This window comes from Roseateles sp. (assembly GCF_965229315.1).
Taxonomy (GTDB): domain Bacteria; phylum Pseudomonadota; class Gammaproteobacteria; order Burkholderiales; family Burkholderiaceae_C; genus Pelomonas.
The window spans coordinates 2,544,979-2,558,179 of record NZ_CBDDJA010000002.1 but is presented as its reverse complement, the minus strand read 5'-3'; the positions used below and the strand labels follow the sequence as shown (position 1 = coordinate 2,558,179).

The following is a 13,201-nucleotide window of genomic DNA, read 5'->3' as shown; positions in this document are numbered from 1 at the left end:
TCCTAGCCTGGGAACTCGGCCAGCCCGAAGCGCTGGCGTGACGAACGGGGTGCGCCGGCGGGGCGCACCAGGGGACCGATGGCGATCAGCGTGCCGAACAGCAGCGCGATCTCCAGGTGATAGACGACGCTGTAGGCCACCTGCGGCTCGGACATGGCCGCACCCAGCCAGCCGTGTGAGGCCAGCGCCTCGAAGCCGTCGCGCAGCGTGCCGCCCAGCGCCACGGCCAGGCCGCCGGCACTGGCCTGCATGGCGCCCCAGGCCCCCAGCGCGAGGCCGGCGCAGCCGCGGGTCTCCAGCCCCATCGCCACCACCAGCGTGCTGACTGCGAACAGCCCGCCGCCCAGGCCGATGAGGAAGTTGCCGAAGCGAAACAGCAGGCCCGAGTCCAATGGCGCCGCGAAGATGACGGCCGAGAACGCGCAGATGCCGATCAGCAGGCCGATGGATGCCAGCCGGTAGGCGTCGAAGCCGCGCTGCAGCAGCCGCGCGGCGATGGCGAACGCGACGAAGGAGCCCATCGCCATGCCGGCCGTCAGCAAGCTGGTGGAGGCCACCGACAGCTTCAGGATCGCGCCGCCGTAGGGCTCCAGCACGATGTCCTGCATGTTGAACGCGGCCGTGCCCATGGCAACGGCGACGAGGAAGCGGCGCGTGTTGCGCTGCGCGGCGAAGCGGCGCCACACCTGGCGGAAGGGTTCCTGCGGCGCCGCATCGGGCTCGCGCCTGACGCTGCCGCGCGCCTCCTGCTTCCACAGCGCCACGGTGTTGAGCAGCATGGTCATGATGGCCGCCCCCTGCACCACGCCCACCAGCCGCGTCGGCGAGAAGCTTTGCAGCACGACGCTGAACACCACGCTGGCCAGCACCATGCCCAGCAGCAGCATCACGTACATCAACGCCACCACGCGCGGGCGCGTGTCGGGGCGGGCCTGGTCGGTGGCCAGGGCCAGGCCGGCGGTCTGCGTCGTCTGCATGCCGGCGCCCACCATGACGAAGGCCAGCGCCGCGGCCAGATGGCCGAGCACCACGCCGCCCGGCTGCGCCTCGGCGCCCGCGCCCGGCTGCAGCAGGATCAGCGCGAACGGCATGATGGACAGCCCGCCGAACTGCAGCAGTGAGCCGAACCACAGGTAGGGCACGCGCCGCCAGCCCAGGGCCGACAGGTGGGTGTCCGAGCGGTAGCCCACCATGGCGCGAAAGGGCGCGGCCAGCAGTGGCAGCGCCACCATCAGCGACACCAGCCAGGCCGAAACGCCCAGCTCGACGATCATGACCCGGTTCAGCGTGCCGACGAGCAGCGCGTAGGCCATGCCCACGGACACCTGGAACAGCGCCAGCCGCAGCAGCCGGGACAGTGGCAGCTCCGTGGTCGCGACGTCGGCGAACGGCAGGAACTCCACGCTCAGCTTGGACCACTTGCCAGCCAGCCGCTGGTTGAGCTGCAGGACCGATTTCATGGCTTCACCAGCTCCATGGCCTGCGAGGTGTAGAAGCCGCTGGCGATGCGCTGGCTGCGGCCGATGTCCCAGGCCAGCAGGCGCGGGTGCGCGTCCAGCCTGCGGTGCAGCGCGCGCTCGGCCACCGGCACGATGGACGGCGAGCGATTGCCGCGCGGGAACAGCTTGCCGGCTGCCTTGAACAACTCCAGCGCGGGGCTGCTGGGCGCGAAGGTGAACAGCAGCGAGTGGCGCGTGCGCTGGGCCAGACCGGCGATCACCTCGACCGCGTCGGCAGGTTCGTAGTGGATCAGCGAGTCCATGCCCACCACGTGGTCGAACTCGCCCAGCGCCGGGTCCAGCATGTCGCCGCAGCGGAAGTCGATGCGGCCGCCGCTGCTGAATACGGGCTGGCGGTCCCGGGCCAGGTCCACCAGCGTGGGTGACAGGTCGATGGCCAGCACCTCGGCGCCGCGCCGTGCGGCTTCCACGGCGAGTGCCCCGGTGCCGCAGCCGGCATCCAGCAGCCGGCGGCCGCGCAGGTCCTCGGGCAGCCAGGACAGCAGCGTGGCGCGCATGCGGTCACGGCCGGCGCGCACGGTGGCGCGCACGCGGCCCACGGGGGCGTCGGAGGTCAGCCTGGCCCACGCGTCGACCGCGGTGCGGTCGAAGTAGGTCTCGATCTCGCCGCGGCGTTCGGTGTAGTTGGAGGTGTTCATCAGTCGAATCCGAGCAGGTCGAAGATGTCGCGGTCCTTCATCGGCACGCAGGTGTAGGGCTCGCCGCCCAGCCACAGCGTGGCGGCCAGGCGCAGGTACTCGGCCTGCACCTTCTCCAGCTCTGGCGATGGCTCCATCTCGAACAGCGTCGATTTCTTCAGCCGGCTGCGGCGGATGACGTCCAGGTCCGGGAAGTGCGCCGCGAGCTTCAGGCCGATCTTGTCGTTGTACTTGTCGATCTGGTCGGTGGCGGCACTGCGGTTGGCGATGACACCGCCCAGCCGCACCTTGTAGTTCTTGGCCTTGGCGCCGATAGCCTGCACGATGCGGTTCATCGCGAAGATGGAATCGAAGTCGTTGGCCGTGACGATCAGCGCGCGGTCGGCGTGCTGCAGGGGAGCGGCAAACCCACCACAGACGACATCCCCCAGCACGTCGAAGATCACCACGTCGGTGTCTTCCAGCAGGTGGTGCTCCTTCAGCAGCTTGACCGTCTGGCCCACCACGTAGCCGCCGCAGCCGGTGCCCGCGGGCGGCCCGCCGGCTTCCACGCACATCACGCCGTTGTAGCCCTCGAAGACGAAGTCCTCGACGCGCAGTTCCTCGGCGTGGAAGTTGACCGTCTCCAGCACGTCGATGACGGTGGGCAGCATCTTCTTGGTCAGCGTGAAGGTGGAGTCATGCTTGGGGTCGCAGCCGATCTGCAGCACGCGTTTTCCCAGCTTGGAGAACGCGGCGGAGAGGTTGCTGGACGTGGTGCTCTTGCCGATGCCGCCCTTGCCGTAGATCGCAAAGCACTTGGCGGTGCCGATCTGCACGGTGGGGTCCATCTGCACCTGCACGCTGCCGGTGCCATCGGGTTGGCGTCGGTTGCCGATCTCTTGGATCGGGACTTCGGTGACCATGTTCATGCGGCTGCCTTTTCTTTCGCGGAATTCGCTGTGGAAGTGACGCCTTCCAGGCGGTCTTCCAATTCGTCGCCGGCCTGGCGCAGGGCTTCAAGGGTGTCGGCATCGGGCTGCCAGTAGTCGCGCTCGTACGCTTCCAGCAGCCGGTTGGCGACCCGCGCTGAGGCGGTGGGGTTCAGCTGGGCCAGGCGTTCGCGCATGGCCGGATCGAGCATGAAGGTGGCGCTGAGCTGTTCATAGACCCAGGGTGCCACTTGGCCGGTCGTGGCCGACCAGCCCATGGTGTTGGTCACGTGCACCTCGATCTGGCGCACGCCCTCGTAGCCATGCTTGAGCATGCCCTCGTACCATTTGGGGTTGAGCATGCGCGTGCGGGTCTCCAGCGCCACCTGCTCGCTGAGCGTGCGCACCGCGCCGCCGCCCAGGCTGTCGCGCGTCTGGTCGCCGATGTAGACCGGGGCCATCTGTGCGCCGTCACCGTCCTTGCGGACCTTGGCGCGCTTGATCGCGCGGCTGACGCCGCCGAGCGTGTCGAAGTAGGTGTCCACCGTGGTGACACCCAGCTCCACCGAGTCGAGGTTCTGGTAGGCCAGTTGCACGTCGGCCAGCACGCTTTGCAGCAGGGCCGCCTGCTGCACCGGGCGGCCCGCGCGGCCGTAGGCAAAGCCCTTGCGGCGGCTGTAGGTCTCGGCCAGCTCGTCGCCGTCTTCCCAGCGGCTGTTGTCGATCAGGCTGTTGATGTTGGCGCCGTAAGCACCCTCGGCATTGCCGAAGACACGCAGCGAGGCGGTCTCCAGGTCGCCGCCGTGCTGGGCCTGGAAGGCCAGCGCGTGCTGGCGGATGAAGTTCTGTTCCAGCGGCTCGTCGGCCTGCGCCGCCAGGAAGGCGGCTTCGGCCAGCAGCTTGATCTGCAGCGGCAGCAGGTCGCGGAAGATGCCCGACAGCGTGATGACCACGTCGATGCGCGGCCGGCCCAATTGGATGAGCGGTATCAGCTCGGCACCGGCCAGGCGGCCGTAGCTGTCGAAGCGGGGGCGTGCGCCCATCAGCGCCAGCACCTGGGCGATGGGGCCGCCTTCGCTCTTGAGGTTGTCGGTGCCCCACAGCACCATGGCGATGGACTCGGGCAGCGCGTTGCCGGCGCTCATGTGCTTGTCCAGCAGGCGCTGCGCCTGGGCGAAGCCGTCCTTCACCGCGTAGGCGCTGGGGATGCGGAAGGGGTCGAAGCCGTGCAGGTTGCGGCCCGTGGGCAGCACGGCGGGCGTGCGCAGCACGTCGCCGCCGGGGGCGGGGCGCAGGAAGCGGCCGTCCAGCGCGCGCAGGATGCCGTCGATCTCGCGGTCCTCGGCCATCAGCTGGTCCATCTCGCTCAACTGCTGCAGCAGCGCGAGGTCTTCCAGGTCGTCATCCGACGTGGGCATGCCGTTGGCCACCAGCGCCTCGATGACGGCGCGCTGCGGCTTGACGCCGTGCGAGGCCTCGGCGCAGGACATCAACAGGTCGACCCGCTCCGCCGGGCTGGGCGCCTGGCCGACCACGTGCAGGCCGTACGGGATCAGCGTGTACTCGACCTCCAGCACCGCGTCGTTGAGCCGCGCGATGCGGTCTTCGGCGGCGGCGCCCCACGGCGGCTCGGCGGTGGCGAGGTCAAACTCGGCGGCCTGGGCCTGGATCATCAGGCTCAGCTCGTCGCGCTCGACTTGAGCTTCAGGCTCCAGGCTGCGGTAGCGCGCCAGCGTTTCCTTCAGCTCGACCAGGCCCTTGTAGAGGCCCGCCTCGGCCACCGGTGGCGTGAGGTAGCTGATCAGTGTGGCGGCGGCACGGCGCTTGGCGATGGTGCCCTCCGACGGGTTGTTGGAGGCGTAGAGGTACAGGTTGGGCAGGTCGCCGATCAGGCGGTCCGGCCAGCAGCGGGCCGACATGCCGGCCTGCTTGCCGGGCATGAACTCCAGCGCGCCGTGGGTGCCGAAGTGCAGCACGGCATGGGCGGCGAAGTCCTCGCGCAGCCAGCGGTAGAAGGCCGAGAACGCATGCGTGGGCGCAAAGCCCTGCTCGAACAGCAGCCGCATCGGGTCGCCCTCGTAGCCGAAGGCGGGCTGGATGCCGACGAAGACATTGCCGAAGCGCTCGCCCAGCACGAAGATGTGGCTGCCGTCGCTCTGCTGCTTGCCGGGCGACGGACCCCACTGGGCTTCGATTTCCTTCAGGTACTTCTCGCGCTTCAGGTGCTCGTTGGCGGGGATGCGATGGTGCACATTGGCCATCGCGCCGAAGCGCGCGGCGTTGCCGGTGATGATGCTGTCGCGCAGCGCGTCGACCGACGCGGGCATGTCCACCGTGTAGCCCTCGCGGGCCATTGCGGCCATCGTGTTGAACAGCGACTCGAACACCGACAGGAAGGCCGCCGTGCCGGTGGCGCCGGCATTGGGCGGGAAGTTGAAGACGACCGCCGCCACGCGGCGTTCGGCGCGCTCGCTGCGGCGCAGGTCCACCAGCTTGCCCACGCGGGCGGCCAGCGCATCGGCGCGCTCGATGCAGCTGTGCATGTCGTGCGAGTCCACCTCGTTCTCGAAGCGGCAGGCATGGCTGCAACCGGTGCAGGCGATGTGGGTGGCGTTGGCGCGGCCGCCGAACACCATCGCGCCCGTGGCACCGTCCAGCTCGGGGATGGCCACCATGATGGTGGACTCCACCGGCAGCAGCCCGCGCTGTGAGCCGCCCCACTGGTCCAGCGTCTGGAATTCGACCGGGTGCACGGCCAGGTAGGGCACGTCCAGCGCAGCGAGGATGTCCTCGGCCGCCTTGGCGTCGTTGTAGGCCGGGCCGCCCACCAGCGAGAAGCCGGTTAGCGACACCAGCGCGTCGATCTGCGTGCGGCCGTCCGCGCCGTGGAAATAGGCGGCGATGGCCGGGCGCTGGTCGAGGCCGGTGGCGAATGCCGGGATGACGCGCAGGCCGCGCGCCTCCAGCGCCGTGATGACGCCGTTGTAGTGGTCGGCATTGCCGGCCAGCACATAGGAGCGCATCAGCAGCAGGCCCACGGTGCCACGCGTGCCCGTGGTGGCGACCTTGGGCAGGGCGTCCAGCGCGGTGGCCATCAGGCCCACGGCGCTGGGGTGGGTCATGCGCGGGTGGTAGAGCCCCACCTCGGGGTACTCGATGGGCTGCTGCGGCTTGGCGGTCAGGCGCATCGCCTTGCGCGGCCCGTCGGCGTAGCGCTCCACGAGCAGGCGCACCATGTTGTCGATGTTGTCCTGCGAGCCCGCCAGCCAGTACTGCAGCGTCAGGAAGTAGGCGCGAACGTCCTGCGCCGTGCCGGGAATGAAACGCAGGATCTTGGGCAGCATGCGCAGCGTCTTCATCTGCTGCGCGCCGGCTGTTCCCTGTCCCTTGCCCTTGTTGCCATCGTCCTTGCCCGGCGGCTTGCCGCGCAGCCGCTTCAGGAAGGCCATGGCGCCGGTGGCCGGGGCGGACATGTCGAAGCGGCCCATGCGGGTCAGCTTGGTGACCTCTGCGGCGGACATCGCGCAGACCATGGCGTCGCAGTGTTCACGGCGCGCCTGCAGGTCCGGCAGGATGGGCGTGAAATGGTCTTCCAGGAAGAGCATGGACGCGATGACGATGTCACCCGTGGCGATGTCGGCCTTGCAGCGGGCCAGGGCCGTGGGGTTGTCGCCCCATTCGGCAGCGGCGTGCACGGTCAGGCGCAGGCCGGGGAGGGCTTTGGACAGCGTGACGTTGGCGCGTTCGGTGGCGCTGGCGAGGTGGCTGTCCATGGTCACGATGACCACGTTCATGCTGCTCGCCCTATCGGCTGAAGTGCGCTTTGGCGTCATAGAGTGTCTCTACGGTGATCACCGGCACGCTCATGCTGAGTGCATACGCCTCGGTGTTGCGGCGAGCCTTGCCGCGCACGAAGAAGGGGATCTTGCGGAGCTCCTTCTCGGCATCTGGTGCCCAGGCTGCCGGGATCGCGGCAGCTGGGCTTTCTTCGTTGTGTTGTGTCTGAACTTCGATCAGCGCCGGGGCTGTCGGAGCCTGGATGGCCGGGCCGCCGAGGTGCGACGGCGCGGCGTCCTCGTGGAACTCGAAGTCACCCCGGAACATGCCGATCAGGTGTTCCTCCAGGCCCATCATCAGCGGGTGGACCCAGGTGTCGAACAGCACGTTCGCGCCCTCGAAGCCCATCTGCGGCGAGTAGCGCGCCGGGAAGTCCTGCACGTGCACGGGGGCCGAGATCACCGCGCAGGGCAGGCCCAGGCGCTTGGCGATGTGGCGCTCCATCTGCGTGCCCAGCACCAGCTCGGGGCCGGCGGCGGCTATTGCCGCTTCCACTTCCAGGTAGTCGTCGCTGATCAGCGGCTCGACGCCGTACAGCGCGGCGGCTTCGCGCACGTCGCGCGCGAACTCGCGGCTGTAGCTGCCCAGGCCCACGACCTTGAAGCCGAACTCGCGGGCGGCCACGCGCGCGGCGGCAATGGCATGCGTGGCGTCACCGAACACGAAGACGCGTTTGCCGGTCAGGTAGTTGGAGTCCACCGACTTGGCGTACCAGGGCGAGCGCGACTGCGCTTCGGCCGCGGCCATGTCGGGGTCGATGCCCGCCAGCGTCGCGACTTCGCGGATGAACTCGCGCGTGGCTGGGGCGCCGATGGGGATGGTCTTGGTGGCCGGCAGGCCGAGGTTGCGCGTCATCCAGCCCGCCGCCTGGTGGGCGACCTCGGGGTAGAGCACGACGTTGAAGTCGGCGTCGGCCAGTCGCGCGAGGTCGGCGGGTGAGGCATCGAGCGGCGCCACCACATTGACCGCCACACCGATCAGCGCCAGCAGCTGCCGGATTTCGCGCACATCGTCGCGGTGGCGAAAGCCCAGGGCCGTCGGGCCGAGGATGTTGCAGCGCGGCTGGTTGCCCTTCACGCGCGGCTCGGTCGGCTTGACCGCCAGGTGGCGCACCAGTTGGTAGAAGGTTTCGGCCGCGCCCCAGTTCTCCTTCTTCTGGTAGGCCGGCAGCTCCAGCGGGATCACCGGCACCGGCAGGGCCAACGCCTGCGTCAGGCCGCCTGGGTCGTCCTGGATTAGCTCGGCGGTGCAGGAGGCACCCACCAGCATCGCCTGCGGCTGGAAGCGCGCGTAGGCGTCGCGCGCGGCGTCCTTGAACAGCTGTGCCGTGTCGCCGCCCAGGTCGCGCGCCTGGAACGTGGTGTAGGTGACCGGCGGGCGCTTGTTGGAGCGCTCGATCATCGTGAACAGCAGGTCCGCGTAGGTGTCGCCCTGCGGCGCGTGCAGCACGTAGTGCACACCGCGCATGGCCGTGGCGATGCGCATCGCGCCGACGTGCGGCGGGCCTTCGTAGGTCCAGAGCGTCAATTGCATGTCAGGCCGCCAAAAGGGTTCGACGCGTGAGCGGGCGGGTGAACAGCCCCGCGAGATCGCCGGCCTGCTCGAAGCCCTGGATGGGCGTGAACACCAGCTCGATGGACCACTTGGTCGTGAAGCCTTCGGCCTCCAGCGGGTTGGCCAGCCCCAGGCCGCAGACGACCATGTCAGGTGCCGCAGCACGGCAGCGGTCCAGCTGCTTTTCCACGTCCTGGCCTTCGGAGAGCTGCGTGCCGGCGGGCAGCCAGGCCAGCTCTTCGGCCAGGTGCTGGCGGTGCAGGTAAGGCGATCCCACCTCGGTCAGCCGCATGCCCAGCTCGCGTGACAGGAAGCGCGCCAGCGGTACTTCCAGTTGAGAGTCGGGGAAGAAGAAGATGCTTTTTCCGGCCAGCGACGTGCGATGCGCGGCCAGGGCCTGCTCGGCTCGCTTGCGGGCTGGTGCGATGGCTTGTTCGACGGTGTCGGCGTGCACGCCCATCGCTGAGCCTGCGGCGTGCATCCATGCAGCGCTGCCTTCGGCGCCAAGCGGGAAAGGGCTGGCGACTCGCGTGGCGCCGCGTGATTCCAGCGCCTTGGCGGTGTCGCCGAGAAAGGGCTGGGCCAGCAGGAAGCGGGTGTTGGGGCCGACGGCGGGCAACGTGGTGGAGTTGCGCGACGGGAAGAAGGCGAAGCGCTTCAGGCCCATGGTCTGGAACAGGCGGCTGAACTGGTCTTCCACCACATCGGCCAGCGCGCCGACGATCAGCAACTCGGGCTCGTGCTGCCGGGTGGAGACGGGCAGCACGGGTACCAGCGCGGCCAGGCAGGCATCCTCGCCCTGCGTGAAGGTGGTCTCGATGCCGCTGCCCGAATAGTTCAGCACCCGCACCTGGGGAATGAAGCGCTGGCTGAGCCGGGCGGCGGCACGGGACAGGTCCAGCTTGATGACTTCCGATGGGCAGGAGCCCACCAGGAACAGCAGGCGGATATCGGGCCGGCGCTCCAGCAGCCGCTGCACCACGCGGTCCAGCTCGTCCTGCGCATCGGCCAGGCCGGCAAGATCACGCTCGTCCAGGATGGCGGTTGCGAAGCGCGGCTCGGCAAAGATCATCACGCCGGCCGCCGACTGGATCAGGTGCGCGCAGGTGCGTGATCCCACCACCAGGAAGAAGGCGTCCTGCATCTTGCGATGCAGCCAGATGATGCCGGTCAGGCCGCAGAACACCTCGCGCTGGCCGCGCTCCATCAGCACGGGGGCGTCGGTGCAGCCACGGTCGGCCTGGATGGGGATGACCGCGCTCATGCTCGTGCTCCCGCCGCCATGCTGGCCGCGTGGTCCAGCCGCGCGGCGCGCAGCTTCAGGATGAACTGCGTCGCATTGATGGCGTAGCTGGCGTAGGCCGCCAGCGCCAGCCACATCTGCTGCGGCGTGCTGAGCCAGCCGGTGAACCAGGCCACCACGTAGGCGGTGTGCAGGGCCAGCACCAGCATGCTGAACATGTCTTCCCAGTAGAAGGCGGGGGCGAACAGCCAGCGGTCGAAGACCACCTTCTCCCAGATGCAGCCCGTCACCATGATGGTGTAGAGCGTCAAGGTCTTGACCAGCACGGACAGCGCGGCGGCCTGCTCGCCCTGGCCCGTCATCAGGAATCGCAGCACCAGCACGAGGCTGACGATGAAGACCAGGAACTGCACCGGAGCCAGCACACCCTGGATCAGCGTCCAGACGCTGGCATCGCGGCGCTCACGCTCCTGCGGGGTGTACAGCGGCGCGCGGGCGGGGCGCGGGCTCTGCCTCAGAACGGTGGGCGAGGCGGCTTGGTTGAGCATGGGGCGAATCTAGGCCCCTGAATTACGACTGTCAATCGGAATTGACGTAAACAAAACTAGACATTTATCGCCCAATGGGGAAAATCAGCTTGACGCCGGCCCGCACGACGCCGACATTGCTTCAGGCGCCCTGTCAACGCAAGCTGACTGAAGCGTCGCAGTCCTCAACAAGAACGCAGATCAAGCAAACAAAAACGGTTAGCAGTAGCGATTTCTGACGCTGCCCAGCGCCGAGGACCGGAGCCGATGATCTCCGGCCGCTCACAGGGAACCCTTGCTGCCAACCAGCCCACGAGGAGATACGTGGTGGCTGGATGGACGATCAATCGGCTGGCCAAGCGCCAGCAAGCGCCGCGTGCCATGGCCGCGGCTTCCCGTAGCACGGCAAAGGGTGAGGTGCGCTTCCAGGCCGACCCGTTGACGCTGGCCGAGATGCTGGCGGTCAAGAGTGCCGAGCTGTCGGCCCAACTCGCGCCGCTGGGCGACGACGAGCGGCCGCCGCTGAGTTCACCGCACCTGGTGTCCAGCAACACGTCGCAGGACCTGCAGCTCTCGCGCATCGTCGAGCTGGAGATCATCCCGCGGCTGATGCTGATGCACAGCGCGCAACCGCTGCAAGACCGCCCGCCGCTGCCGGCGCTCGCGTTGACGACGGAGCACGTGCACACGCTGGCCCGCCTGGCCGCTGAAGGCGATGCCGACAGTGCCAGCAGCTACGTGCGGGCGCTGCTGGACGCCGGCGCGTCGCAGGAGCAGGTCTTCCTGGACCTGCTGGCGCCCTGCGCCCGCTGGATGGGAGAGATGTGGGAGGACGACCGCTACGACTTCTCGCAGGTCACGATCGGCCTGTGGCGCCTGCAGCGGGTGCTGCACGAGCAGGGCAGCCGTTTCAACCCCGTGGTCCGGCCCGACGCCGACAGCCACCGCGCCCTGCTGGCCGCCGTGCCGGGCGCGCAGCACACATTTGGTGTCGTCATGGCGGCCGAGTTCTTCAGCCGGGCCGGCTGGGATGTCGAATGCGAGCCCAAGGCCAGTTGGACCGATCTACAGCGCCGCCTCACAGGCAACTGGTTCGACATGTTCGGACTGTCAATCGCGACAGGCGACAGCATCCCTCACGTAGCGTCTGCTATCCTTGACATGCGAGAAGCGTCGGCCAATCGCGATGTTTTCGTGATGGTGGGAGGGCCGATGGCGGCCCAATTGCCGGACCTGGCGGCGCTGTGTGGGGCCGATGCGATGGCCAGCGAGGCCTGCAGCGCGGTGGAAGCCGCTCGCTGCGGTGTCAGCCAGCGCGTCAAGCGAGCTTGACACCACCCCGCAGTACATCCCGCCGCCGAAACGGACCGTTTTTCATGTCTTTCGGCGGCATCCTGTGCTGCCCCTTGCAACTCAGGGAGCGCGATGCACAACCTTGGCACATCGGCCACCGATCAGCTGTTTGAAGCGCCTGAGCTTTACTTCGCTGATCTGAACGCTGACGTCCTGGCGGCGGTGGTTGCCGCGTCAGCCGATCTGGCCCTGGTGCTGGACGGCCAAGGTGTGATCCGAGACATCTCCCTGGGCACCAGCCACACCCGGGAGCTTGGCGAACTGCGCCAGTGGGTGGGGCGGCGCTGGGTCGAGACGGTCACCATCGAGAACCGCGCCAAGGTCAACTCCATGCTGGCCGCCGCCGCCGGCGGTGCCGGTCCCGAGAACCAGGGCTCGCGCCCCGAGCGCCAGGTCAACCACCCGCTGGCCGGGGGCGTCGACCTGCCGGTCAGCTACAGCATCGTGCCTATGGGCGTTCAGGGCCGCGTGCTGGCTCTCGGCCGCGACCTGCGCGAGGTCGCAGCCGTGCAGCAGCGGCTGGTGGATGCCCAGCAGTCGATGGAGCGCGACTACCTTCGGCTGCGGCACACCGAAGCGCGCTACCGGCTGCTGTTCGAGGCCGTCGACGAGGCTGTGCTGGTGCTCGACGCGAACTCGCTGGTCGTCTTCGAGCACAACGCCGCCGCGGCCCGGGTGCTGGGCGACTCGACCAAGCGCATCGTCGGCCGCAGCTTCACCGAGCTGCTGGCGGTGGAGAGCCAGGCCGAGTCCTATGCCAAGTTCTCGCAGGCGCGCAGTGCCGGCCGCAGCGAGGACATGCTGGTGCGCCTGGCCAATGGCACCACCGAGCTGAAGCTCGCCGCCACCGTCTTCAAGCAGGACAGCACGACCTCGCTGCTGGTGCGACTGTCGCCCGCCAACGTCGCCGCTGCGGGCCAGCCGTTGAACCGTGCAGCCGAGGTGCCCTCGCTGTTGAACGTCGTCAACGCGATGCCCGATGCCTTCGTGCTGACCGACATGCAGGGCCGCATCATCAGCGCCAACCAGGCGTTCAGCGACATGCTGCAGCTGGCGCCCGGCGAGTCGGTGCAGGGGCAATCGCTGGACCGCTGGCTGGGCCGCTCGTCGGTGGACCTGAACGTGCTGATCGGCAACCTGCGCCAGCACGGCGTGCTGCGCCTCTTCCCCACCACGCTGCGCAGCGGCTACGGCGAGCCCGGCGCCGTCGAGATTTCGGCCGTGGCGGTGCCGGACGGCCCGCAGGCCTGCCTGGGCTTCTCGATCCGCGACGTGGCGCGTCGGCTGCCCACCGACGGGCGCTCCAGCCGCCAGCTGCCGCGCTCGGCCGAGCAACTCACCGGCTTGGTCGGGCGGCTGCCGCTGAAGGACATCGTCGGCGAGACGACGGACCTGATCGAGCGCCTGTGCATCGAGGCCGCGCTGGAGTTGACCCGCGACAACCGTGCATCGGCGGCCGAGATGCTGGGCCTGTCCCGCCAGAGCCTGTACGTCAAGCTGCGCCGCTACGGTATCCAAGGGGACTGACGACCCCTCGTCCGGTTCGCGCCTACCGCGCTGCCGACGCAGGGGCAGCGCCTCGGCGGCACGACAACAGCGTCGATGCCAGGTAAGTGTA

At 68.8% G+C, this 13,201-nt stretch carries 9 protein-coding genes; 2 read left to right on the top strand and 7 right to left on the bottom strand.

The genetic code is table 11. The annotated features are described in order from the left end of the window. Positions 1 to 2 precede the first annotated feature (2 nt). The 7 genes from ACO07H_RS16745 to bchF are packed head-to-tail and all read right to left on the bottom strand — an operon-like array spanning position 3 to position 10,251. Complete coding sequence (locus ACO07H_RS16745; RefSeq protein ID WP_422016165.1) at positions 3 to 1,460, bottom strand: BCD family MFS transporter; 1,458 nt, start codon at positions 1,458 to 1,460, stop codon at positions 3 to 5. Continuing rightward, positions 1,457 to 2,158: a magnesium protoporphyrin IX methyltransferase gene (gene bchM, locus ACO07H_RS16740; RefSeq protein ID WP_422016163.1), complete on the bottom strand. Its 702-nt coding sequence runs from the start codon at positions 2,156 to 2,158 to the stop codon at positions 1,457 to 1,459. Before bchM ends, ACO07H_RS16745 begins: the two co-directional genes overlap by 4 nt. Beyond that, complete coding sequence (bchL, locus tag ACO07H_RS16735; RefSeq protein WP_422018649.1) at positions 2,158 to 3,063, bottom strand: ferredoxin:protochlorophyllide reductase (ATP-dependent) iron-sulfur ATP-binding protein; 906 nt, start codon at positions 3,061 to 3,063, stop codon at positions 2,158 to 2,160. Before bchL ends, bchM begins: the two co-directional genes overlap by 1 nt. Before the next feature lie 2 nt (positions 3,064 to 3,065). Next, positions 3,066 to 6,863, bottom strand: a complete 3,798-nt coding sequence (locus tag ACO07H_RS16730) for a magnesium chelatase subunit H (RefSeq protein ID WP_422016161.1) — start codon at positions 6,861 to 6,863, stop codon at positions 3,066 to 3,068. Positions 6,864 to 6,873: 10 nt separating this feature from the next. Further along, complete coding sequence (gene bchB, locus ACO07H_RS16725) at positions 6,874 to 8,439, bottom strand: ferredoxin:protochlorophyllide reductase (ATP-dependent) subunit B (protein WP_422016159.1); 1,566 nt, start codon at positions 8,437 to 8,439, stop codon at positions 6,874 to 6,876. Position 8,440: 1 nt separating this feature from the next. Beyond that, positions 8,441 to 9,724: a ferredoxin:protochlorophyllide reductase (ATP-dependent) subunit N gene (locus ACO07H_RS16720; protein ID WP_422016157.1), complete on the bottom strand. Its 1,284-nt coding sequence runs from the start codon at positions 9,722 to 9,724 to the stop codon at positions 8,441 to 8,443. Beyond that, positions 9,721 to 10,251 (bottom strand): 2-vinyl bacteriochlorophyllide hydratase, encoded by a 531-nt coding sequence (bchF, locus tag ACO07H_RS16715; protein ID WP_422016155.1) that lies wholly within the window; start codon positions 10,249 to 10,251, stop codon positions 9,721 to 9,723. The genes ACO07H_RS16720 and bchF overlap by 4 nt, the downstream gene beginning before the upstream one ends. 306 nt (positions 10,252 to 10,557) lie before the next feature. On the opposite strand from bchF, the gene ACO07H_RS16710 reads away from it, so the two are divergent. After that, entirely contained in the window at positions 10,558 to 11,562 is a 1,005-nt protein-coding gene (locus ACO07H_RS16710; protein ID WP_422016153.1) for a cobalamin B12-binding domain-containing protein, read from the top strand. Positions 11,563 to 11,745: 183 nt separating this feature from the next. After that, complete coding sequence (gene ppsR / locus ACO07H_RS16705; RefSeq protein ID WP_422016151.1) at positions 11,746 to 13,110, top strand: transcriptional regulator PpsR; 1,365 nt, start codon at positions 11,746 to 11,748, stop codon at positions 13,108 to 13,110. The last annotated feature ends 91 nt before the right edge of the window (positions 13,111 to 13,201 follow it).